Annotated in this window: 24 protein-coding genes; 15 read left to right on the top strand and 9 right to left on the bottom strand. The window is 58.7% G+C overall.

Features of this window, described 5'->3' with window-relative positions; all coding sequences use genetic code 11:
• Positions 1–59 precede the first annotated feature (59 nt).
• The 10 genes from DKY63_RS17185 to DKY63_RS17140 all read left to right on the top strand — a co-directional run bounded on the left by DKY63_RS17185 (position 60) and on the right by DKY63_RS17140 (position 10,086).
• Positions 60–1,307 (top strand): ABC transporter permease, encoded by a 1,248-nt coding sequence (locus tag DKY63_RS17185; protein ID WP_110965160.1) that lies wholly within the window; start codon positions 60–62, stop codon positions 1,305–1,307.
• Between the two features lie 13 nt (positions 1,308–1,320).
• A complete protein-coding gene (locus tag DKY63_RS17180) occupies positions 1,321–2,145 on the top strand; it encodes an ABC transporter permease (RefSeq protein WP_110965159.1) in 825 nt (274 codons plus the stop codon).
• A 223-nt stretch (positions 2,146–2,368) separates the two neighbouring features.
• Positions 2,369–3,517 carry an iron-containing alcohol dehydrogenase gene (locus DKY63_RS17175; RefSeq protein WP_110965158.1) on the top strand — a complete coding sequence of 383 codons (1,149 nt, stop codon included), beginning with the start codon at positions 2,369–2,371 and terminating at the stop codon, positions 3,515–3,517.
• Between the two features lie 91 nt (positions 3,518–3,608).
• Positions 3,609–4,283 (top strand): ribulose-phosphate 3-epimerase, encoded by a 675-nt coding sequence (rpe, locus tag DKY63_RS17170; RefSeq protein WP_077048203.1) that lies wholly within the window; start codon positions 3,609–3,611, stop codon positions 4,281–4,283.
• Positions 4,280–5,098: a phosphoglycolate phosphatase gene (locus DKY63_RS17165; RefSeq protein WP_110965157.1), complete on the top strand. Its 819-nt coding sequence runs from the start codon at positions 4,280–4,282 to the stop codon at positions 5,096–5,098. Before rpe ends, DKY63_RS17165 begins: the two co-directional genes overlap by 4 nt.
• A 70-nt stretch (positions 5,099–5,168) precedes the next feature.
• Positions 5,169–6,650: an anthranilate synthase component I gene (trpE, locus tag DKY63_RS17160; RefSeq protein ID WP_110965156.1), complete on the top strand. Its 1,482-nt coding sequence runs from the start codon at positions 5,169–5,171 to the stop codon at positions 6,648–6,650.
• A 114-nt stretch (positions 6,651–6,764) separates the two neighbouring features.
• Positions 6,765–7,358 carry an aminodeoxychorismate/anthranilate synthase component II gene (locus DKY63_RS17155; protein WP_110965155.1) on the top strand — a complete coding sequence of 198 codons (594 nt, stop codon included), beginning with the start codon at positions 6,765–6,767 and terminating at the stop codon, positions 7,356–7,358.
• Positions 7,359–7,367: 9 nt separating this feature from the next.
• Positions 7,368–8,417: an anthranilate phosphoribosyltransferase gene (trpD, locus tag DKY63_RS17150; protein ID WP_110965154.1), complete on the top strand. Its 1,050-nt coding sequence runs from the start codon at positions 7,368–7,370 to the stop codon at positions 8,415–8,417.
• Positions 8,414–9,250, top strand: coding sequence for an indole-3-glycerol phosphate synthase TrpC (gene trpC, locus DKY63_RS17145; protein ID WP_110965153.1), 837 nt, complete (start codon positions 8,414–8,416; stop codon positions 9,248–9,250). The genes trpD and trpC overlap by 4 nt, the downstream gene beginning before the upstream one ends.
• Positions 9,251–9,384: 134 nt before the next feature.
• Positions 9,385–10,086, top strand: a complete 702-nt coding sequence (locus tag DKY63_RS17140) for a lipoate--protein ligase family protein (protein ID WP_110965152.1) — start codon at positions 9,385–9,387, stop codon at positions 10,084–10,086.
• Positions 10,087–10,095: 9 nt separating this feature from the next.
• Here the strand turns inward: DKY63_RS17140 and crp are convergent, their stop codons facing one another.
• Positions 10,096–10,740: a cAMP-activated global transcriptional regulator CRP gene (gene crp, locus DKY63_RS17135; RefSeq protein WP_110965151.1), complete on the bottom strand. Its 645-nt coding sequence runs from the start codon at positions 10,738–10,740 to the stop codon at positions 10,096–10,098.
• 228 nt (positions 10,741–10,968) lie between these two features.
• Here crp and DKY63_RS17130 point away from each other — a divergent pair, with 228 nt between their 5' ends.
• A complete protein-coding gene (locus DKY63_RS17130; RefSeq protein WP_008061600.1) occupies positions 10,969–11,391 on the top strand; it encodes an OsmC family protein in 423 nt (140 codons plus the stop codon).
• A gap of 240 nt (positions 11,392–11,631) precedes the next feature.
• Positions 11,632–12,426: an adenosylmethionine decarboxylase gene (gene speD / locus DKY63_RS17125; RefSeq protein ID WP_110965150.1), complete on the top strand. Its 795-nt coding sequence runs from the start codon at positions 11,632–11,634 to the stop codon at positions 12,424–12,426.
• 116 nt (positions 12,427–12,542) lie between these two features.
• Here speD and coq7 read toward each other — a convergent pair whose 3' ends face one another.
• The 6 genes from coq7 to hemJ all read right to left on the bottom strand — a co-directional run bounded on the left by coq7 (position 12,543) and on the right by hemJ (position 17,097).
• Positions 12,543–13,190: a 2-polyprenyl-3-methyl-6-methoxy-1,4-benzoquinone monooxygenase gene (gene coq7 / locus DKY63_RS17120; protein ID WP_096515638.1), complete on the bottom strand. Its 648-nt coding sequence runs from the start codon at positions 13,188–13,190 to the stop codon at positions 12,543–12,545.
• Between the two features lie 175 nt (positions 13,191–13,365).
• Positions 13,366–13,704: a histidine triad nucleotide-binding protein gene (locus DKY63_RS17115; RefSeq protein ID WP_110965149.1), complete on the bottom strand. Its 339-nt coding sequence runs from the start codon at positions 13,702–13,704 to the stop codon at positions 13,366–13,368.
• Between the two features lie 80 nt (positions 13,705–13,784).
• The gene (locus tag DKY63_RS17110) at positions 13,785–14,573 is read right to left on the bottom strand and encodes an SDR family NAD(P)-dependent oxidoreductase (RefSeq protein WP_110965148.1); all 789 of its coding nucleotides are present in this window, start codon (positions 14,571–14,573) and stop codon (positions 13,785–13,787) included.
• Between the two features lie 61 nt (positions 14,574–14,634).
• Positions 14,635–15,591 carry a DUF805 domain-containing protein gene (locus DKY63_RS17105; RefSeq protein WP_110965147.1) on the bottom strand — a complete coding sequence of 319 codons (957 nt, stop codon included), beginning with the start codon at positions 15,589–15,591 and terminating at the stop codon, positions 14,635–14,637.
• Positions 15,592–15,667: 76 nt separating this feature from the next.
• Entirely contained in the window at positions 15,668–16,636 is a 969-nt protein-coding gene (locus DKY63_RS17100; protein WP_110965146.1) for an NAD(P)H-dependent flavin oxidoreductase, read from the bottom strand.
• Positions 16,637–16,668: 32 nt separating this feature from the next.
• The gene (gene hemJ / locus DKY63_RS17095) at positions 16,669–17,097 is read right to left on the bottom strand and encodes a protoporphyrinogen oxidase HemJ (protein ID WP_110965145.1); all 429 of its coding nucleotides are present in this window, start codon (positions 17,095–17,097) and stop codon (positions 16,669–16,671) included.
• A 134-nt stretch (positions 17,098–17,231) separates the two neighbouring features.
• Between hemJ and argC the strand changes: the two genes are divergently transcribed.
• Entirely contained in the window at positions 17,232–18,266 is a 1,035-nt protein-coding gene (gene argC, locus DKY63_RS17090; RefSeq protein WP_020798783.1) for an N-acetyl-gamma-glutamyl-phosphate reductase, read from the top strand.
• Between the two features lie 169 nt (positions 18,267–18,435).
• Positions 18,436–18,786, top strand: coding sequence for an iron-sulfur cluster insertion protein ErpA (gene erpA / locus DKY63_RS17085; protein ID WP_007906865.1), 351 nt, complete (start codon positions 18,436–18,438; stop codon positions 18,784–18,786).
• Between the two features lie 67 nt (positions 18,787–18,853).
• Here the strand turns inward: erpA and DKY63_RS17080 are convergent, their stop codons facing one another.
• Both DKY63_RS17080 and DKY63_RS17075 read right to left on the bottom strand, forming a co-directional pair.
• On the bottom strand, positions 18,854–19,945 hold the full coding sequence (locus DKY63_RS17080) for an anhydro-N-acetylmuramic acid kinase (RefSeq protein ID WP_110965144.1): 1,092 nt from the start codon (positions 19,943–19,945) through the stop codon (positions 18,854–18,856).
• Between the two features lie 3 nt (positions 19,946–19,948).
• Positions 19,949–21,367 (bottom strand): peptidoglycan DD-metalloendopeptidase family protein, encoded by a 1,419-nt coding sequence (locus DKY63_RS17075; RefSeq protein WP_110965143.1) that lies wholly within the window; start codon positions 21,365–21,367, stop codon positions 19,949–19,951.
• Between the two features lie 212 nt (positions 21,368–21,579).
• Between DKY63_RS17075 and tyrS the strand changes: the two genes are divergently transcribed.
• Positions 21,580–22,779 carry a tyrosine--tRNA ligase gene (gene tyrS / locus DKY63_RS17065; RefSeq protein WP_110965142.1) on the top strand — a complete coding sequence of 400 codons (1,200 nt, stop codon included), beginning with the start codon at positions 21,580–21,582 and terminating at the stop codon, positions 22,777–22,779.
• Positions 22,780–22,804 lie beyond the last annotated feature (25 nt).

The following is a 22,804-nucleotide window of genomic DNA, read 5'->3' as shown; positions in this document are numbered from 1 at the left end:
TTAAACGATCGAGGTGGTTTCCCGCCTCTGCAATGATCAAAAGATTTCCGGAGTACGCCATGGCTATCGCCGTTCCCGTGAACGCGGGCACCGACCCCACCTTGAAGCAACGGCTCAAGCACGCCGAGCGGGTGAACCGCTGGAAGGCCCAGGCGTTGATCGCGCCGTTGGTGCTGTTTCTGTTGCTGGTGTTCCTGGTGCCGATCGCGGCGCTACTCTACAAAAGCGTTGGCAACCCGGAAGTGGTCGGCGGCATGCCGCGCACCGTGTCGGCCATCGCCAGCTGGGACGGCCGAGGCCTGCCCGCTGAACCGGTTTACAAAGCGGCGGCGGAAGATCTCGCCGACGCCCGCAAGAACCAGACCCTGGGCGACCTGTCCAAGCGCCTGAACATGGAACTGGCCGGCTATCGTAGCCTGCTAACCAAAACGGCCCGCGCACTGCCACTCGCCACTGAGCCTGCCTCTTATAAAGAAGCACTGGAAGGTCTGGATGAGCGCTGGGGTGATCCGGCCTACTGGCAGGCGGTGCGCCGCAACACCAGCAGCATCACTCCGTACTACTTGCTGGCCGCCGTCGATCACCGCATCGACGACCTCGGTGAGCTGGCGCCAGCCACGCCGGACCAAGCTATTTATCTAGACATTTTCGCCCGCACCTTCTGGATGGGCCTGATCATCACCGTGATCTGCCTGGTGCTCGCCTATCCATTGGCCTACCTGCTGGCGAACCTGCCGTCGCGGCAAAGCAACCTGCTGATGATTCTGGTGCTGTTGCCGTTCTGGACGTCGATCCTGGTGCGTGTCGCGGCGTGGATCGTCCTGTTGCAATCGGGTGGCCTGATCAACAGTGGCCTGATGGCCATGGGCATCATCGATAAGCCAGTGGAATTGGTGTTCAACCGCATCGGCGTGTACATCTCCATGGTGCACATCCTGCTGCCGTTCATGATCCTGCCGATCTATAGCGTGATGAAAGGCATCTCGCCAACCTACATGCGTGCGGCGATTTCCCTGGGCTGCCACCCGTTCGCGAGCTTCTGGCGGGTGTACTTCCCGCAGACCTATGCCGGTGTCGGCGCCGGTTGCCTGTTGGTGTTCATCCTCGCCATCGGCTACTACATCACCCCGGCGTTGTTGGGCAGCCCGAACGATCAGATGGTCAGCTACTTCGTCGCCTTCTACACCAACACCAGTATCAACTGGGGCATGGCGACTGCGCTTGGCGGCCTGCTGCTCCTGGCGACCGTGGTGCTTTATCTGATTTACAGCTGGCTGGTGGGCGCAAGCCGCCTGCGTCTGGGCTAAGGGGAGAAATGAAATGCTGAGTCCTTATATGTCGCCCATTGAGCGGGTGTGGTTCTACAGCTTGCGGATTCTCTGCGGCCTGATCCTGTTGTTCCTGATTCTGCCGGTGCTGGTGATCATTCCGCTGTCGTTCAACTCCGGCAGTTTCCTGGTGTACCCGCTGCAGGGCTTCTCGCTGCAGTGGTACCACGACTTCTTCGCCTCGGCGGAGTGGATGCGGGCACTGAAGAACAGCATCATCGTCGCACCGGCGGCCACGGTGCTGGCCATGGTCTTCGGCACATTGGCAGCGATTGGCCTGACCCGTGGCGACTTCCCGGGCAAGGCGCTGGTGATGGCGCTGGTGATTTCGCCGATGGTGGTGCCGGTGGTGATCATTGGTGTGGCCAGCTATCTGTTCTTTGCTCCGTTGGGGCTGGGCAACAGCTTCTTCTCGCTGATCGTGGTCCATGCGGTGCTGGGTGTGCCGTTCGTGATCATCACCGTGTCGGCGACCTTGCAGGGGTTCAATCACAATCTGGTGCGGGCGGCTGCGAGCCTCGGGGCTTCGCCGCTGGTGGCGTTCCGCCGGGTGACCTTGCCGTTGATTGCGCCTGGCGTGATTTCCGGTGCGTTGTTCGCCTTCGCCACGTCGTTCGATGAAGTGGTAGTGACGCTGTTCCTCGCCGGTCCCGAGCAAGCGACCTTGCCACGGCAGATGTTCAGCGGTATCCGCGAAAACCTCAGCCCGACCATCGCTGCCGCCGCGACACTGCTGATCGCCTTCTCGGTGATTCTGCTGCTGACGCTGGAATGGCTGCGTGGGCGCAGCGAGAAACTGCGCACTGCCCAGGCCTGACACGTTCCCCTGTAGGAGCGAGCCTGCTCGCGAGGAACCTGAGATCGACGTGGGCATCCAGAATGCCCGCGTCATCGTTGACGTCCATCGCGAGCAGGCTCGCTCCTACAGTAGTTCTGCGTGGTTTTCGGGATCTGTGTTCATTCACGACCTGAATACCAGCCCACCCAAAATCCCCAGCTACTCTTGTGCCCAGCTCCCACATCTATAAGAGGCTGCGCACATGAGTCTTTCCTCTTTCAAAATCGCTCACAAACTGATCACCGGCGCAGGGGCCATCGAGCAACTGGCCGCCGAGCTGACACGCCTGGATATCGATAATCCGTTGATCGTCACCGATGCCGCTCTGGTCAAATCCGGCACCGTGGAGCTGGCGCTTGCGCAGTTGGGAGGGCGCAGCTACGAAATCTTCGATCGGGTGCTCCCCGACCCCGAAATCGCCATCGTGGAAGACTGCATGCGCGTCTACCGCGAAGGCGGACATGACGGCTTGATCGGCCTGGGTGGCGGCAGCGCCATTGATATCGCCAAAAGCGTGGCGGCGTACGCCGGGTACCACGGGGAGCTGGAGGATCTGTTCGGCGTCGACCAGGTGCCGCGCAAGGGCCCGCCGCTGATTGCCATCCCGACCACGGCCGGCACCGGTTCGGAAGTGACCAACGTGGCGATTCTTTCGGACAAGGTCGCGCAATTGAAGAAGGGCATCGTCAGCGACTATCTGTTGCCGGATGTGGCGCTGGTGAGCCCGCAGATGACCCTGACCTGTCCGCGCAGTGTCACTGCCGCCAGTGGTGTCGATGCATTGGTGCATGCCATCGAGGCCTATCTGTCGGTTAATGCCTCGCCGATTACCGACGCGCTGGCCATCGGTGCGATCAAGCTGATCGCCCGGGCATTGCCCAAGGCTTATGCCAACCCGTCTAACCTGCAGGCTCGTGAAGACATGGCCACCGCCAGCCTGATGGCCGGCATGGCATTCGGCAATGCCGGGGTGGGCGCGGTGCATGCGCTGGCGTATCCGTTGGGTGGGCGTTTCAACATTGCTCATGGTGTCAGTAATGCGTTGTTACTGCCCTATGTCATGACCTGGAACAAGATGGCCTGCGTCGAGCGGATGCAGAATATTGCCGAGGCCATGGGAGTGAAAACCGCTCATCTGAGTGCCAATGAAGCGGCTGACAAAGCCGTGGAGGCCATGCGCGAGTTGTGCGTTGCGGTGGAAATCCCCGCCGGGCTGCGCAGTTTCGGGGTTCCCGAGGATGCCATCCCGGCCATGGCCGTGGAGGCAGCCGGGATCGAGCGCCTGATGCGCAACAATCCGCGCAAACTGAGTGCTGTCGATATCGAGAAGATCTATCGCGCGGCCTATTAGGCAAAGCCCAATCATCGCGGTCACGGTGCGCGCGTCAAAGCAGGAGGTATACAATGCGCGCCATCGTGATTTGGCTCAAAAAAGGTGCGTCATGCAGCCCTTCGTAATTGCTCCGTCGATTCTCTCCGCCGACTTCGCCCGCCTGGGTGAGGAAGTGGACAACGTCCTGGCCGCCGGCGCCGACTTCGTGCACTTCGATGTCATGGACAACCATTACGTGCCCAACCTGACCATCGGCCCGATGGTCTGCGCGGCGCTGCGCAAGTACGGCGTCACCGCGCCGATCGACGCACACCTGATGGTCAGCCCGGTGGACCGCATCGTCGGCGACTTCATCGAAGCCGGCGCGACCTACATCACCTTCCACCCGGAAGCCACCCAGCACATCGACCGTTCCCTGCAACTGATCCGCGAAGGCGGCTGCAAGTCGGGCCTGGTGTTCAACCCGGCGACCCCGCTGGACGTGCTCAAGTACGTGATGGACAAGGTCGACATGATCCTGCTGATGAGCGTCAACCCGGGCTTTGGCGGGCAGAAGTTCATTCCCGGCACCCTCGACAAACTGCGCGAGGCGCGGGCGTTGATCGATGCTTCCGGTCGCGACATCCGCCTGGAAATCGACGGCGGCGTGAATGTGAACAACATCCGTGAAATCGCCGCGGCAGGTGCCGACACCTTCGTGGCCGGTTCGGCGATCTTCAATGCGCCGAACTATCAGGAAGTCATCGACAAGATGCGCTCCGAACTGGCACTGGCTCGTCCATGAGTGGTTTCGAGCAGTTGTTCCCGGGCAGCCTGCCTAAGCTGGTGATGTTCGATCTGGATGGCACGCTGATCGATTCAGTCCCGGATCTTGCGGTGGCTGTGGATAACATGCTGCTCAAGCTCGGTCGCCAACCTGCCGGCATCGAATCGGTGCGTGAGTGGGTTGGCAACGGTGCACCGGTATTGGTGCGTCGTGCGCTGGCCGGCGGTCTTGACCACTCGGCGGTGGATGATGCGGAAGCCGAACGCGCGCTGGACATCTTCATGCAGGCCTACGGCGAGAGCCATGAGCTGACCGTGGTCTATCCGGGCGTGCGCGACACCTTGAAATGGCTGCACAAGCAAGGCGTTGAAATGGCGCTGATCACCAACAAGCCGGAGCGTTTCGTCGCGCCGCTGCTGGATCAGATGAAAATCGGTCGCTATTTCCGCCTGATCATCGGCGGCGACACCCTGCCGCAGAAAAAGCCGGATCCTGCCGCGCTGTTCTTCGTGATGAAAATGACCAACATCCCGGCCTCGCAATCGTTGTTTGTCGGCGATTCGCGCAGTGATGTGCTGGCGGCGAAAGCCGCCGGGGTCAAGTGCGTGGCCTTGAGCTACGGCTACAACCATGGTCGACCGATTGCCGAAGAGTCTCCGACATTGGTGATCGACGATCTGCGCAAGCTAATTCCCGGTTGCCTGGACCCGGCCGCTGAGATAACGTTGGCCGACGTTGTTCAACCCCCTTCTGGAAACGCCATCGTGGTGGTCACTCGCAAACTCTGGATGAAAGTCATCAAGGCCCTGGCCCGTTGGCGTTGGCGCGCCTGACTTGTTCCTGGCCGGTCATCCGGCGCGTTTGCATACCTGACTGTTAGCTCCTCAAGCCACGAGGCACATCATGATCCGCGAAGAATTCCTGCGTTTGGCCGCTGCCGGCTACAACCGCATCCCGCTTGCCTGCGAAACCCTGGCCGACTTCGACACGCCGCTGTCGATCTACCTGAAACTGGCTGACGAACCCAACTCCTATCTGCTCGAGTCGGTGCAAGGCGGCGAAAAGTGGGGCCGTTATTCGATCATCGGCCTGCCGTGCCGCACTGTGCTGCGAGTTCACGATCACCACGTCAGCGTGACCGTCGATGGCGTCGAGACCGAAAGCCATGATGTGGAAGACCCGCTGGCCTTCGTCGAAACCTTCAAGGCTCGCTACAACGTGCCGACCATCCCCGGCCTGCCGCGCTTCAACGGCGGTCTGGTGGGTTACTTCGGTTACGACTGCGTGCGTTATGTGGAAAAACGCCTGGGCAAGTGCCCGAATCCGGATCCGCTGGGCGTGCCGGACATTCTGCTGATGGTCTCCGATGCGGTGGTGGTGTTCGACAACCTCGCCGGCAAGATGCATGCGATTGTCCTGGCCGACCCGGCCCATGAAGACGCTTTCGAGCAAGGTCGCGCGCGTCTGGAAGAGCTGCTGGAGAAACTCCGCCAGCCGATCACTCCGCGCCGTGGCCTGGATTTCAGCAAGCAGCAATCGGCTGACCCGGTGTTCCGCTCCAGTTTTACCCAGGACGATTACGAAAAAGCCGTCGACACCATCAAGGAGTACATCCTGGCCGGTGACTGCATGCAGGTCGTACCGTCCCAGCGCATGTCGATCGACTTCAAGGCGGCGCCCATCGATCTGTACCGCGCGCTGCGTTGCTTCAACCCGACGCCGTACATGTACTTCTTCAACTTCGGTGATTTCCATGTCGTCGGCAGCTCGCCCGAAGTGCTGGTGCGGGTCGAGGACAACCTGATCACCGTGCGCCCGATTGCCGGCACTCGCCCGCGCGGCGCCAACGAAGAAGCTGATCTGGCGCTGGAAAAAGACCTGTTGTCGGATGCCAAGGAAATCGCCGAGCACCTGATGCTGATCGACCTGGGTCGCAACGACACCGGTCGCGTGTCGGAAATTGGCTCGGTCAAACTCACCGAAAAAATGGTCATCGAGCGTTATTCCAACGTGATGCACATCGTGTCCAACGTCACCGGCCAATTGAAGGCCGGCCTGACGGCGATGGACGCGCTGCGGGCGATTCTGCCGGCGGGCACCCTGTCCGGCGCGCCGAAGATCCGCGCCATGGAAATCATCGACGAACTGGAACCGGTCAAGCGCGGTGTCTACGGCGGCGCCGTCGGCTACTTCGCCTGGAACGGCAACATGGACACCGCCATCGCGATCCGCACGGCGGTGATCAAGAACGGCGAACTGCACGTACAGGCCGGTGGCGGCATCGTTGCCGACTCGGTGCCGGCGCTGGAATGGGAAGAAACCCTGAACAAGCGCCGCGCGATGTTCCGTGCCGTGGCCCTGGCTGAACAAACTCCGCAAGGCTGACCCATGAGCGTTGCCCGTCTGCCGGCCGCCTTGAGCGATCAAGCGCTGGACGCGACGGGCCACTCATGCGAAGGCCGTATTAGTAGTCAGTGAATTCTAGAGGTTCTTAACGCCATGTTGCTGATGATCGATAACTACGACTCTTTTACCTACAACGTTGTGCAGTACCTGGGTGAGCTGGGCTCCCAGGTCAAAGTCGTGCGCAACGATGAATTGACCGTTGCCGAAATCGAAGCCCTCAACCCTGAGCGCATCGTCGTATCCCCAGGCCCCTGCACCCCGACCGAAGCCGGCGTCTCGATTGACGTGATCAAGCACTTTGGCGGCAAGCTGCCAATCCTCGGTGTGTGCCTGGGCCATCAGTCGATCGGCCAGGCCTTTGGCGGTGATGTGGTCCGTGCCCGCCAGGTCATGCACGGCAAGACCAGCCCGGTGTTCCACGAAGACAAGGGCGTCTTCGCGGGCTTGAATAATCCGCTGACGGTTACCCGCTATCATTCATTGATCGTCAAACGCGAAACCCTGCCCGATTGCCTCGAGCTGACCGCCTGGACCCAGTTCGAGGACGGTTCGATCGACGAGATCATGGGCCTGCGTCACAAGACCCTGAACATCGAAGGCGTGCAGTTCCACCCCGAGTCGATCCTGACCGAGCAGGGCCACGAACTGTTCGCCAACTTCCTCAAACAAACCGGCGGCACGCGCTAAGGACTTTTCATGAATATCAAGACAGCCCTGAGCCGTATCGTCGATCACCTCGACCTCAGCACCGAAGAAATGCGCGATGTGATGCGCGAGATCATGACCGGGCAGTGCACGGACGCGCAGATCGGTGCGTTCATGATGGCCATGCGCATGAAGAGCGAAAGCATCGATGAAATCGTCGGTGCCGTATCGGTGATGCGTGAGCTGGCGGACAAAGTCGAGCTCAAGACCCTCGACGGCGTGGTCGATGTGGTGGGGACCGGTGGTGACGGTGCCAATATTTTCAACGTGTCAACCGCTTCTGCCTTTGTGGTGTCGGCGGCAGGCTGCACCGTGGCCAAGCATGGCAACCGTGCGGTATCGGGCAAGAGCGGCAGTGCCGACTTGCTGGAAGCGGCCGGTATCTACCTCAACCTGACGCCGGTACAAGTGGCGCGCTGCATCGATAACGTCGGTATCGGTTTCATGTTCGCCCAGACCCACCACAGTGCCATGAAGCATGCCGCCGGTCCGCGCAAGGACCTGGGGCTGCGTACCTTGTTCAACATGCTCGGCCCGCTTACGAATCCGGCCGGTGTGAAGCATCAGGTGGTGGGCGTGTTCACTCAGGCGTTGTGCCGGCCATTGGCCGAAGTGCTGCAACGTCTGGGCAGCAAGCATGTGCTGGTGGTGCATTCCAAGGATGGCCTGGACGAGTTCAGTCTGGCCGCACCGACCTACGTGGCGGAGCTGAAGAACGACCAGATCACCGAATACTGGGTCGAGCCGGAAGACCTGGGCATGAAAAGCCAGAGCCTGCATGGCCTGGCCGTAGAAAGCCCGGCGGCTTCCCTTGAGCTGATTCGCGATGCATTAGGCAAGCGCAAAACCGAAAACGGTCAGAAGGCTGCCGAAATGATCATGCTCAACGCAGGTGCCGCGTTGTACGCCGCCGATCACGCCAGCAGTCTCAAAGAGGGCGTTGCCCTGGCGCACGATGCGCTGCACACCGGTCTGGCTCGGGAGAAGCTCGAGGAGTTGGGTGCGTTTACCGCGGTATTCAAAGTGGAGAATGAGGGATGAGTGTACCGACGGTTCTGGAAAAGATTCTGGCGCGAAAAGTCGAGGAAGTTGCCGAGCGTAGCGCTCGCGTCAGCCTGGCCGAGCTGGAGAATCTGGCCAAGGCGGCCGATGCACCCCGCGGTTTCGCCAGGGCGATGCTGGCTCAGGCCAAGCTGAAACAACCGGCAGTCATTGCCGAGATCAAGAAAGCGTCGCCGAGCAAAGGCGTGATCCGCGAGAACTTCGTTCCCGCCGATATCGCCAAAAGTTACGAGAAGGGTGGTGCGACCTGCCTTTCGGTGCTGACCGATATCGATTTCTTCCAGGGCGCCGACGCTTACCTGCAACAGGCGCGCGCGGCCTGCAAGCTGCCGGTGATCCGCAAGGACTTCATGATCGATCCGTACCAGATCGTCGAAGCCCGTGCGCTGGGCGCCGATTGCGTGCTGTTGATCGTTTCCGCTCTGGATGACGTGAAGATGGCCGAACTGGCCTCCGTGGCAAAAGGCGTTGGTCTTGATGTGCTGGTGGAGGTTCACGATGGTGACGAACTGGAGCGGGCGTTGAAAACCCTTGATACGCCATTGGTGGGTATCAACAACCGCAACCTGCACACCTTTGATGTCAGCTTGGAAACCACCCTCGACCTGTTGCCGCGCATCCCCCGCGATCGCCTGGTGATCACCGAAAGCGGCATTCTCAATCGCGCCGATGTCGAACTGATGGAAATCAGCGACGTTTATGCGTTCCTGGTGGGTGAAGCGTTCATGCGTGCGGAGAGCCCGGGTACTGAGTTGCAGCGTTTGTTCTTCCCGGAGCGTGGTGTTCCTGTCAGCGGTTCGACCCTCGACTGATTGTCTTCAAAATGAGTCGACCCCTTCGCGAGCAGGCTCGCTCCCACATTGGAATGCTTTCCCTTGTAGGAGCGAGCCTGCTCGCGAAGACGGCATAAGATGCACCACAGACTTCATGTCCTACGGAATCGCTTATGACCTCACCCATCTCCCTGACCATCGAAGCTGGCCTGCAAGCCGAACAGGATTCACTGGCCTCGGTCTGCGCCGGCAACGCCGAATTCGGTCTGCTGTTCTGGCAGCCAAGCGATCGGGCGCTGGTCATGCCACGCCGATTGAATCGCCTGCCTGGCTTCGATCATGCCTGTGAGGTTTCCGCCGCTGCCGGCTGGCCAGTACTGCTGCGCGAAACCGGTGGCGAACCGGTCCCGCAATCGGCGTCGACGATCAATATCGCTCTGGTTTACGCACCACCGCGCAGCGAAGGTGACTTGAACCGAATCGAGTCCGGCTACCGGCGTTTGTGCGATCCAATCTGTGATTTGCTGGATGAGTTGGGTGGGACTTCGTCACTGGGGGAAATCGACGGCGCGTTTTGCGATGGCCGTTTCAACGTCAATCTCGATGGACGCAAGATGGTCGGCACTGCCCAGCGCTGGCGCCAGAGTCAGGGCGGTCAGCGCCCGGTAGGGCTGGTGCACGGTGCAATGCTTGTGGACAACGAGCGTGAATCGATGGTCGCTGCGGTCAATCGTTTCAATGAGGCGTGTGGTCTGGAGCAGCGGGTGCGTGCCGAAAGCCACATCGCCCTGCACGAGAAGTTCACGGCGCCGGATGCGCTGGCACGTCTCGATGAACTCTATCGGCTGATGCTGGCGCAGATGTTCAACAGCTAGGTTTCGCGCTTAGCGCGTACCGAAAACCACCATGGTCTTGCCCTTGACGTCCACCAGGTTGCGTTCTTCCAGGTCCTTGAGCACGCGACCGACCATCTCCCGCGAACATCCGACAATCCGCCCGATTTCCTGGCGGGTGACCTTGATCTGCATGCCGTCGGGGTGAGTCATTGCGTCGGGCTGCTTGCACAGTTCCAGCAGGCAGCGGGCAACGCGGCCGGTCACGTCGAAAAAGGCCAGGTCACCGACCTTGCGAGTGGTGTTGCGCAGCCGCTGTGCGATTTGTCCGCTTAACACGTAAAGGATGTCTGGGTCCTGCTGCGACAATTCACGGAATTTTGCATAGCTGATTTCCGCGACCTCGCATTCCACCTTGGCGCGTACCCAGGCGCTGCGCTCCTGCTCCAGGCCTGCCTGTTCAAACAGACCCAACTCACCGAAGAAGTCACCGGCATTGAGGTAGGCGATGATCATTTCCCGGCCGTCGTCATCCTCGATCAGGATCGTGACTGAACCTTTGAGGATGAAGAACAGCGTTTCGGCGCGGTCGCCGGCGCAAATGATGTTGCTCTTGGCCTGATAACGCCGGCGCTGGCAATGCATCAATAGCTTGTCGAGGTTCTTGATCTTGGGTGTGGGGGTAATAGCAACCATGGTTGTATCCCGAAAAGACTGCACGGTGTGTTTGGTTTTTTTATGAATTGCGGAAGCTACGGTATAACTGGCTATGCGCCAGTGAATTGACGTCAGCTTAACAGACACTTCCTGAATTATTCGAGTAATTACCTATAAGGCTGTAGGACGCGTCCTAGGAAGCCAGCGCTGTCTAGCAAGGGCCTGTGCTAAGCTGGCGACCCTTTTTTATTCAGTGGAGTCTTGGCGATGAAGGCACGCATCCAATGGGCTGGCGAAGCCATGTTCCTCGGCGAATCCGGCAGCGGTCATGTCGTGGTCATGGATGGTCCGCCCGATGCCGGCGGTCGTAACCTGGGTGTCCGGCCAATGGAAATGCTCCTGCTGGGTGTTGGTGGTTGTAGTAATTTCGACGTGGTCAGCATTCTCAAAAAGTCCCGCCAGGCGGTCGAAAGCTGCGAAGCGTTCCTCGAAGCCGAGCGCGCCACCGAAGATCCGAAGGTCTTCACCAAGATCCACATGCACTTCGTGGTCAAGGGGCGCGGGCTGAAAGAAGCCCAGGTCAAGCGTGCCATTGAACTCTCCGCAGAGAAGTATTGCTCGGCGTCGATCATGCTGGGTGCCGCGGGTGTCGAGATCACCCACGACTACGAAATCATCGAGCTGGGTTGAACCGACATTCAACTATCATAAAAGCAGTGCAGACTCTGGCGATCCCCTGCTGACGTCTGCATAATGCGCCACCTTTTTTTCAGGGTAGTGGCCCGTCAGTCGACAGGCCGCACGCCCGAACAGACAACCAAAATCGCCATCGCGAAGAGGTGTTAACCGTCCTACGCAGGTGCGTCGTTCGCATCTGACGGGCATGCTTGATCACGCGGCCGGGCCGCAATACATAGAGAGTTTTTAACGGTGAAAAGCAAACTCAAGCTCCACGGGTTCAATAACCTGACAAAGACCTTGAGCTTCAACATCTATGACATCTGCTACGCGGAAACCCCGCAAGACCAACAGGCTTACGTCGAGTACATCAATAAAGAGTACAACGCCAAGCGCCTGACGCAGATCCTCACGGAAGTTGTCGATATCATTGGTGCCAACATCCTGAACATTGCCAGTCAGGACTACGAACCACAGGGCGCCAGCGTCACGATTCTGATTTCTGAAGAGCCGGTCACGCCGACCGAAAGCCAGATCGAAGAATCCCCAGGCCCATTGCCGGAAATCATCCTGGCCCACCTCGACAAGAGCCACATCACGGTGCACACCTACCCGGAAATCCATCCGGACGACGGTATTGCGACCTTCCGTGTGGATATCGACGTGTCGACGTGCGGGGTCATTTCACCGCTCAAAGCGCTCAACTTCCTGATTCACCAGTTCGATTCGGACATTGTGACCGTGGACTACCGAGTGCGCGGCTTTACCCGTGACGTTGAAGGCAAAAAGCACTTCATCGACCACGAGATCAATTCGATCCAGAACTATCTCTCCGAAGACACCCGCGACGCGTACCAGATGACCGACGTGAACGTGTACCAGGAGAACCTGTTCCACACCAAAATGCTGCTGAAGAACTTCGAACTGGATAACTACCTGTTCGGCGACGCCACCAGCAACCTGTCGACCGAGCAACGTGCTCAGGTGACCGAACGTGTGAAACATGAAATGCTCGAAATCTTCTACGCTCGCAACATGTCGAACTAAGATCTTCGAACACAAAAAAGGCGACTCCCTCACGGCAGTCGCCTTTTTCGTTTCTATCGCCGTTCCCCTGTGGGAGCGAGCCTGCTCGCGAAAGCGATTTTCCAGGCAGGGTGATATCAGATCCGATAAGTGCTCTTGGTCATCACTTTGGCCATCAAGCTCATACCGAACTTCACCGGTGCCGGAAAACGGAAACCGCCAGCCTCCAGTGCGCTTTCGGCGTGCTGCTCTTCATCGATGCGCATCTGTTCCAGGATCGCCCGGGACTTTTCGTCCTCCGCCGGCAGTTGCTCAAGGTGTTCGTTCAAGTGCTTGCACACCTGATCTTCCGTCGCTGCGACGAAGCCCAGGCTGACCTTGTCGCTGATCAGTCCCGCGACTGCGCCAATCCCGAAGGACATGCCATAGAACAACGGATTGAGAATGCTGGTGTGGCTACCCAACTGGTGAATACGTTGCTCGCACCAGACCAGATGATCGATTTCTTCTTCGGCGGCATGTTCCATGGCGGCTCGAACCTGCGGCAGTTTGGCAGTCAGGGCTTGTCCCTGATACAGCGCCTGGGCGCAGACTTCACCGGTATGGTTGATGCGCATCAGGCCGGCCACGTGCCGGGTGTCTTCGTCGCTCATTTTTGCATCGGGCTGCACAATGGCGGGCGATGGACGGTACGGTTGGCCACTGAAGGGCAGCAGGGTGCGCATCGCGGCATCGGCTTGCAGCAGAAGGCGGTCGATTGGCGAGTAGTGACGTTGGGTAGTCATGCTGACCTCCGGAGGAATCTCGGCGGCCAGTTTAACCCAATCGGCCGGGGATGGTTTGCGTTGGGTCACTTCAAGTGAGGTACTAACTAATCTGTAGGAGCAAGGCTTGCCCGCGATGGCGCCCTTAAGATCGCCATCGCGGGCAAGCCTTGCTCCTACAGGAATATGTGGAGAATCAGCCCGGCGGCCAGTGCATCTGACGCTGCCCAAGCACGTGCATGTGAATGTGATAGACGGTCTGGCCGCCTTCTTCATTGCAGTTCATCACCACACGAAAGCCTTTTTCACAGCCCAGTTCCAGGGCCAGGCGCTGGGCGGTGAACAAGATGTGTCCGGCCAGAGCCTTGTCGTCCTCGGTCAGGTCGTTCAAGGTGCGTACCGGTTTTTTCGGAATCACCAGAAAATGCACCGGTGCCTGTGGGGCGATGTCGTGGAAGGCCAGTACCTTGTCGTCCTCGTAAATGATCTTCGCCGGGATTTCCCGGTTGATGATCTTGGTGAACAGAGTATCCACAGCAGTTTTCTCCGTTGTTTGAGCTGGCCTGAGTGTACTCACGGTACATGCTCGAGCCCAGCCTTTTGCCAGCAAGCCATTTAGCGTGGGCAGTAAGCCTTGTTGACCATCCCGGTGATTGTCCTGATCAGCCAGCGCGAGCCGAAGCGGGGCAGGGTGGCAAACCAGCGGTTGCGCCGCCCGGGAATGATGATTGCGCGATTTTTATCCAGTGCCCGAACGGTATAGAGTGCGACCTCTTCGGGACTCATCAGCAATTTGCTGTTCGCCAGTTTGTCTGCGTTCAACTGCGCCGTGCGGAAAAAACCGGTACGGGTCGGACCCGGGCACAGCACCGACACCTTGACCGCACATTTTTTCAGTTCGACGCGCAAGCCTTCGGAAAAGTGCAGCACATACGCCTTGCTCGCGTAATAGGTGCTCATCCACGGACCGGGATGGAAGGCTGCAACCGAGGCGACGTTCAAAATCTGCCCGCCGCCTTGCAGCGCCATACTGTTGCCGATGGCGTGGCAAAGGCGAGTGAGCGCGAGGATGTTCACTTCGATCAGGTCTTGCTCGGTCATCCAGTCCTGCGCCAGGAACGGGCCGCAAGTGCCGATTCCTGCGCAATTGACCAGCAAGTCGATCTGTCGGTCACCTTCTTCCAGTTCCAGCAAAAAGCCGGACAGGCGCAAGGGCTCACCCAGATCGCAGGCGCGGAACAACACTTCCACGCCAAATCGTTGAGTCAGTTCAATCGCAATACTTTCCAGCTGATCACGCTGTCGGGCCACCAGTATCAGGCTGCGGCCGCGCCGGGCCAGTGCTTCGGCCATCGCCAGGCCAATGCCGCTGGAGGCGCCGGTGATCAGAGCGTAACGGGTCATGCAGTTCTCCATCGCAACAGCTGCGCGCTGCACCGCAGGTGTCACGGGCAGGGAGCGCTGTTCATTCTTGCGCAGAGTCTACAGGGGGCTGGGCTGGTTCGGCTGCATCGTCGGTGGAATTTGCGGGTGATTCGCTCTCGACGTCTATTTCATCGGTGACCACCGGGCCACTTTCGTAGCTGCTTTCCAGGCTGCTTTCGTATTCCTGCTGGATCGTGGAGATTCCGCCCATCATTGCACCCACGAAACCCAGGCCGATGAGCACAATCCACAGTGAACACAGCACCTTGACCGCTGTGCTGTTGGGTGGGGGAGGCGGGCCGTAACGGTTGGTGCCGGTATTGCCGGGCACGACCGTGATCACCAGCGGGAAGAAACTGCCCACGAAGGGGACGAGATTCAGCAGCCAGAGCCAGCCTGACCAGCCGATATCGTGCAGGCGCTGAACGGTGAACAGAATGCTGATGATCAAGAACGCGAGGAACAGGAAGAACGCAAAGATGCCGCCGATGATGAGGCCTGTGGTTGAGTCGCTGCTGACCAGCCCGAGGCCAATGAGCGCGAACACGCCGACAATGGGCAGGGTCACCAGGCTCAGCACCATGGTCCAGGCGAGAAAACGCAGGCGGCCGATTCGGCCTTCGACGCTGAACGGTTTGAGGGTGGCAAACCCGGGCACGCTTTCACCGACATTGGCTCTCGGTGGCGCGTAAGGGGATTCGGGCTCTATCGGGGTGGCAACAGGTCCGTCATGGTGGACATCCGACAGGCTCAGTTCGATTGAGGTTTCGGGTTCGATGCGGGCATCGATGCCGGTGTTCTTCAATGCATGCAGGTAAGCCTGTGCATCGGCCTGTGAGAGGTCGCGTTTGAGTGTGACGGGCCGGCCGCTGAAAAGACGTTCGACGGCGGTGACTTCGCTTTTGTACAACGCGGCGAGATTGCGCTTTGCAGTGGTGATATCGACACCTGGCAACAGCGTGCCGTCGAACACGATCTTGAAGCGGTTTTCGCTCATTGCCGAGGCATCCTTGTCACAAGTTTTAGATGGCTTGGTGTGCAGGGCCAGCCAGGAGATGACTGACCCATTCCGTTCAGCGTGGCCAGTGCTGGCGAAGCTGTGCGGCCTGTTCCAGGGCTGTGCGGTACTCGGTGTCGAGTCGTGCGACCAGTTCCTCGATACTCGGCAAATCATCGATTTCACCGACGCCCTGACCTGCGGACCATACGGTCTTCCAGGCTTTGGCTTCATCGCTCAGCGGCTTGAGCTTGGAACCGAAGTTGACCTCACCCTTGTTTTGCAGCGCCAGCATGTCGAAACCGGCAGCTTCCAGGCTCTGACGCATGAAGCTGGCTGGAACGCCGGACACGGCTGGAGTATGGATGATGTCTGCGGCCTTGGAGCTGAGCAGCATGTCTTTATAGGCGTCGGGTGCATGGCTTTCGGCGGTGCCGATAAAGCGCGTACCGAAGTAGGCAAGGTCTGCACCGAGCAGTTGCGCGGCGAGTATTTCGTGACCGTGGTTCAGGCACCCGGCCAGCAATAGCGTCTTGTCGAAGAATTGGCGGATCTCGGCGATGAGCGAGAAGGGGCTCCAGGTCCCTGCATGTCCGCCTGCACCTGCGGCGACGGCGATCAATCCGTCCACTCCGGCCTCGGCGGCTTTTTCGGCATGGCGACGGGTCGTTACATCGTGGAACACCAGGCCGCCGTAGCTGTGGACGGCATCAACCACTTCTTTCACGGCACCCAGGCTGGTGATGATGATCGGCACTTTGTGCTCGATGCAGATATCCAGGTCTGCCTGCAGTCGCGGATTACTGTTGTGGACAATCAGATTCACCGCGTACGGCGCGGGGTTCTCCAATGTTGCCAGCCCGGCTTCGATTTCCTCCAGCCAAGCCTTGAATCCACTGCTCTCGCGCTGGTTGAGAGCAGGAAAGCTGCCCACGACACCATTACGGCAGCAGGCGAGGACCAGTTGCGGGTTGGAGATCAGAAACATTGGCGCAGCGACCACGGGCAGGCGCAAACGGTTTTCGAGCAAAGCGGGTAGCGACATTGGAATACCCCGGTGACTGGTGCGTGTTGGATTCAGAACGGTCGGACGACGACCAGAATTACGATAGCCAGCAATATCAGAACCGGCACTTCATTGAACCAGCGATAAAAGACATGGCTACGGGTGTTCTCGCCACGGGCAAAACGCTTCACCTGAGCGCCGCACATGTGGTGGTAACCGATCAGCAAGACCACCAGGGTCAGCTTGACGTGAATCCACTTGCCCAGACTGAAGATGCCTGGGTTCAGGCTGATCATTGCGATACCGAAAATCAATGTAGCGATCATCGCCGGCCCCATGATGCCGCGATACAGCTTGCGCTCCATGACGCTGAAGCGTTCCTTGCTGATCGCATCCTCACTTTGTGCGTGATAAACGAACAGCCGTGGCAGATAAAACAGACCGGCAAACCAGCATACGACGCTGATGATGTGAAAAGCTTTGAGCCATAGATAAAGCATTTTGGTTATTCCCAGGTTCACGGTAGCCGGGATAGTAGAGGCTTGAGCCTCCGATCGTCACCTTGCCGGTTGTCGCAGGGGCGCGCGGCCCCTATTATCGACGGCTTTCCAGTGGGTTCGTTGAGGGCAGGTTTATGGTCAAGGTCGGTATCGTCGGCGGCACGGGTTACACAGGTGTCGAACTGCTGCGTCTGTTGGCGCAACATCCGCAAGCTGAAGTGGTTGTCATCACTTCCCGATCCGAGGCTGGCCTGGCCGTGGCCGACATGTATCCGAACCTGCGAGGTCACTACGACGGCCTGGCGTTCAGTGTTCCGGACATCAAGACCCTGGGTGCTTGCGACGTGGTGTTCTTTGCAACGCCTCACGGTGTGGCTCATGCCTTGGCGGGCGAGCTGCTGGCAGCCGGAACCAAGGTCATCGATCTGTCTGCGGACTTCCGCCTGCAAGATGCCGATGAGTGGGCCAAATGGTATGGCCAGCCCCATGGCGCGCCGGAATTGCTGGACGAGGCTGTCTACGGTCTGCCGGAAGTCAATCGCGAACAGATCAAGAAGGCACGCCTGATCGCTGTGCCGGGCTGCTATCCGACTGCAACGCAGTTGGGTTTCCTGCCATTGCTTGAGGCAGGTCTGGCCGATGCTTCGCGTCTGATCGCGGACTGCAAGTCCGGTGTCAGTGGTGCCGGTCGCGGCGCTGCTGTGGGTTCGCTGTATTCCGAAACGTCGGAAAGCATGAAGGCTTACGCCGTCAAAGGGCATCGTCACTTGCCGGAAATCCGTCAGGGGCTGCGTCGTGCTGCGGGCAAGGATGTTGGTCTGACCTTCGTTCCTCACCTGACACCGATGATCCGTGGCATTCATTCCACGCTGTATGCGACGGTCGTTGATCGCTCGGTCGACCTGCAGGCGCTGTTTGAAAAGCGCTATGCCAACGAGCCGTTCGTCGACGTGATGCCGGCCGGCAGTCATCCGGAAACCCGTAGTGTGCGTGGTGCCAACGTTTGTCGTATCGCGGTGCACCGTCCGCAGGATGGCGATCTGGTGGTGGTGTTGTCGGTGATCGACAATCTGGTCAAGGGCGCATCGGGTCAGGCGGTTCAGAACATGAACATCCTGTTCGGGCTGGATGAGCGTCTGGGCCTGTCCCACGCGGGCATGCTGCCGTAAGGCGTTAGTCCTTAGCTGTAAAAAGGCCCGTTGAACGGGCCTTTTTGCATTCGGGGTCGACGAAAGGAGTGGTTGATATACCATAACAATAGTTGACCGATTTTCTAGGACAAGCGGATAATGCGCGTCATCACGCAATATGACGGCTTAGCGCCGGGAGATAGTCAGCATGAGCGTCGAATCCTTCACCCCCACGGCTTTGCAATTCACCCACGGTGCCGCGCACAAGGTGAAGAGCCTGGTCGATGAAGAGGGGAATGATCGCTTGAAGCTGCGCGTATTCGTTACGGGCGGCGGTTGTTCAGGTTTTCAGTACGGCTTCACCTTCGATGAAGAAGTGGCCGATGATGACACCATCGTCGAGCGCGAAGGTGTAAGTCTGGTTGTCGATCCGATGAGCTTCCAGTACCTGGCGGGTGCCGAGGTGGATTATCAGGAAGGTCTGGAAGGTTCGCGTTTCGTCATCAAGAACCCGAATGCGACCACTACCTGTGGTTGCGGTTCTTCGTTCTCGATCTGATCTGCGCGTCTGTATCAACAAAACGCCGCATGGCCTCAAGGTCATGCGGCGTTTTGCTGTGTGGTGTTCAGGCGGGGTAGATGGCGCCCAGTACGCGCAAACCCCGGGCGCCAGTGACACTCGGGCGGTTGGCTGCGATGCCTTCGAGGCAACAGTGGGCCAGCCAGGCGAAGGCCATGGCCTCAACCCAGTCCGGGTCTACGCCATAGGCGGCTGTGCTGCTGACTGATGCATTGGGCAGCAGGCTGGCCAGGCGATTCATCAGCGCAGTGTTGTGCGCGCCGCCGCCGCAGACCAGCAATTCCTGTGTGTCTGCCTGTGCGCTTTGCAGTGACTCGATGATAGTCAGTGCGGTCAGCTCAAGCAGTGTGGCCTGGATATCGTTGGCAGCAAAAGCTGGCAACTGCGCGAGCTGCTGCATCAACCAGTGCAGGTTGAACACTTCGCGGCCGGTACTTTTCGGGCCCTTTGTCACAAAGAACGGGTCGTTAAGCAGCGCTTTTAACAGGGCTGGTTCAACCTTGCCGGTGGCTGCCCATTGGCCGTCGCGATCATAGTTTTCACCCCGTTGCTGGTGAATCCAGGCATCCAGCAGCACATTCCCGGGGCCACAATCGAAACCGGCTACAGGTTTGCCGGGCTCGATCAGGCTGAGATTGCTGAAGCCGCCGATGTTCAACACGGCACGGTTGCCGGCCTGCTCTTCGAACAAGGCCTCGTGAAAGGCTGGAACCAGCGGTGCACCTTGACCGCCGGCAGCCACGTCGCGGCTGCGGAAGTCGCTGACCACTGTGATGCCGGTCATCTCGGTCAGTAGTGCGGGGTTGCCAATTTGTATCGTGAAGCCTCGCGCTGGCTCGTGGCGAATGGTCTGCCCATGGCTGCCAATCGCGCGAATGTCTTCAGGTTTGAGGTGTTGTTGAGCGAGGAGGGCGTTGATGCCCTGCGCCGCCAGTTTCACCCAGTTTTGCTGGGCGATGGCAGAGCGGGCAATCTCGTCCGGGCCGCTGGCGCACAAACCAAGCAGTTCTGTGCGCAGGGAGTCAGGCATGGGGATGTAGTGTGTGGCGATCAGTCGGATCGCCGGACTCTGCTCGATCAGCGCGATGTCCAGTCCATCGAGGCTGGTCCCGGACATCACACCTATATAGAACGCCATGTCTTAACGCTTGCTCGAAGCCAGTTGGGTGGCTTTTTCCTGGTCCATGCGCGCCATAAGCGGCTGGCTTTGCGCGAGGAAACGAGCGCGTTCGGCCTTGGAGATCGGGTCGGCCATTGCCACTTTTTGTCCCAGTGGATCGACGTGCACGCCGTTGACCTGGAACTCATAGTGCAGGTGCGGGCCGGTAGATAGGCCGGTGGTGCCAATGTAGCCAATCACCTGGCCTTGTTTGACATTGCTGCCTGTCTGGACACCTTTGGCAAAGCCCTGCATGTGGCCGTAGAGCGTACGGTAGGTATTGCCGTGCTGGATGATCACGGTATTGCCATAACCGCCGCGACGGCCAGCCAGCAACACTTTGCCGTCGCCGGCTGCCTTGATTGGTGTGCCGCGTGGAGCGGCATAGTCCACGCCTTTGTGGGCGCGGATCTTGTTCAGGATCGGGTGCTTGCGGCCCATCGAGAACTTGGAGCTGATACGTGCGAAGTCAACCGGGGTACGGATGAATGCCTTGCGCATGCTATTACCATCGGCGGTGTAATAGCTGCTGTTGCCTTGCTTGTTGGTGTAACGCACAGCGGTATAGGTCTTGCCGCGATTGGTGAAGCGCGCGGACAGGATCGGACCGTTACCGACGGCTTTACCGTTGACCACTTTCTGCTCGTAGATCACATCAAATTCGTCACCTTGGCGAATGTCCTGGGCGAAGTCGACGTCATAGCCAAACACGTTGGCCATATCCATGGTCAGGCTATGGGACAGGCCGGCGCGAGCGGCAGACTGCGATAGCGAACTGTTGATCACGCCATGGACATAGGCGGAGCGCACAGTCGGCTTGGCGGTGATGCGGTTGAATGTGTAGCCCTTGTCATTCTTGGTCAGGGTGATGGTTTCGAGGTCGCTGATCTTGCTGTGCAGATTCGCCAACTGGCCATCATGCCCCAGTTCGAACTCCAGTTTCTGCCCATGTTTGAGTTGGCTGAACTGTTTGGCCTGTTTGTCGCTGGCCAGTACTTCATGCACTGCAGTGGCTGGCAGACCTACTTTCTCGAACAGGGTGGAGAGGGTGTCTCCCTTGGAGACGATCACTTCCCTGTGGTTTGGTGCCTTCTTTTCTTCAGCTACCGGCGCGGGGGTGGCTTGAGCGGTTTCCGCAGTATCTTCTGCACTGTTGTCGATCTGCGCAAAAGGGGACTCGGTCGGCTCATTTGTGGCTTGAACAGCTTCGGCGGCGTCTTGATCTTGTGTCAGTTGTTCTGCAGGGCTTTCCAGTTCAAGACTCAGGGTTGTCTTTTTGGCTTCAACATCACTGGAAGGAAATACCAGAAGCGCCAGGCTCAGAAGGGCGGCGATACCGCTTGCCGCAAGCAGGTGGGTCTTCGGGTAAAGCGGTGGCGCTTTAGACGATTCTTTGGTCATAAGTAATTTTGACTTTGAAAAATGATGAATTGGAAAAGATGAATGACATGATGAATATGAAATAACTGTATAAAATATAACCAAATCATCATCGAAGCAAGTCCGCGGACACTCTGTTCATGGATGGGTGTCCGTGCGCCGGGCAAACTTTGTATTTGGCGCGCGTTCTTGTATGGTTGGGTCCCTTTGAATCTGAGTCTTGCGGGTCTGTTATGAAGTCGGTTGAAGAGCAGCTAGCGCTGATCAAACGTGGTGCGGAAGAACTGTTGGTCGAGTCCGAGCTGATTGAAAAGCTCAAGCGTGGCCAGCCACTGCGTATTAAGGCAGGCTTCGATCCGACCGCGCCGGATTTGCACCTGGGTCATACCGTGCTTATTAATAAGCTGCGCCAGTTCCAGGAGCTGGGGCATCAGGTGATCTTCCTGATCGGCGACTTCACTGGAATGATTGGTGATCCGAGCGGCAAGAGTGCGACGCGTCCTCCGCTTACCCGTGAGCAGGTTTTGGAAAATGCCGAGACCTACAAGACTCAAGTCTTCAAGATTCTTGATCCTGCCAGGACCGAAGTGGCATTCAACTCCACCTGGATGGATCAGATGGGGCCGGCTGACTTCATTCGTCTGACTTCGCAATACACCGTGGCGCGGATGCTCGAGCGCGACGACTTCGATAAGCGCTACACCACTAATCAGCCGATCGCCATTCACGAGTTTCTCTATCCGCTGGTTCAGGGGTATGACTCGGTTGCCTTGCGCGCGGATGTCGAGTTGGGTGGCACCGATCAGAAGTTCAATCTGCTGATGGGGCGCGAGCTGCAGCGCGGTTATGGCCAGGAGGCTCAGTGCATTCTGACCATGCCTCTGCTCGAAGGTTTGGATGGCGTGAAGAAGATGTCCAAGTCCTTGGGCAACTATGTAGGCATTCAGGAAGCGCCTGGCGTGATGTACAGCAAGCTGGTGTCCATTCCCGATGCGCTGATGTGGCGTTATTTCGAGCTGCTCAGCTTCCGTAGCATGGATGAAATCAATGCCTTCCGTGCTGATGTAGAGGCGGGGGCTAACCCGCGGGACATCAAGATCAAGCTGGCTGAAGAGATTGTTGCGCGCTTCCATGGTGAAGAGGCTGCGGCCAATGCTCATCGGGCAGCGGGCAACCGTATGAAAGATGGTGAGCTGCCGGATGATCTTCCTGAGATTGAGTTGAGCGCTACTGAAGATATGCCGATCGCGGCTGTCCTTAATAAGGCGGGCTTGGTGAAAAACTCGGCTGTGGCTCGGGATCTCCTGGGGTCGGGCGGTGTGCGTGTGGATGGCGAGGTAGTGGATCGCTCCTTTATGTATGCGCTGGGTGCGACCCATGTGTGTCAGGCCGGGAAGAAGGCGTTTGCGCGTATTACGCTTAAATCCGAATAAACCGAAATTAAGTGTTGACGGCGAA

This window comes from Pseudomonas putida, from assembly GCF_003228315.1.
Lineage (GTDB): Bacteria > Pseudomonadota > Gammaproteobacteria > Pseudomonadales > Pseudomonadaceae > Aquipseudomonas > Aquipseudomonas putida_S.
The sequence above is the reverse complement of the archived record's forward strand: the minus strand, read 5'-3'. Positions and strand labels throughout refer to the sequence as shown.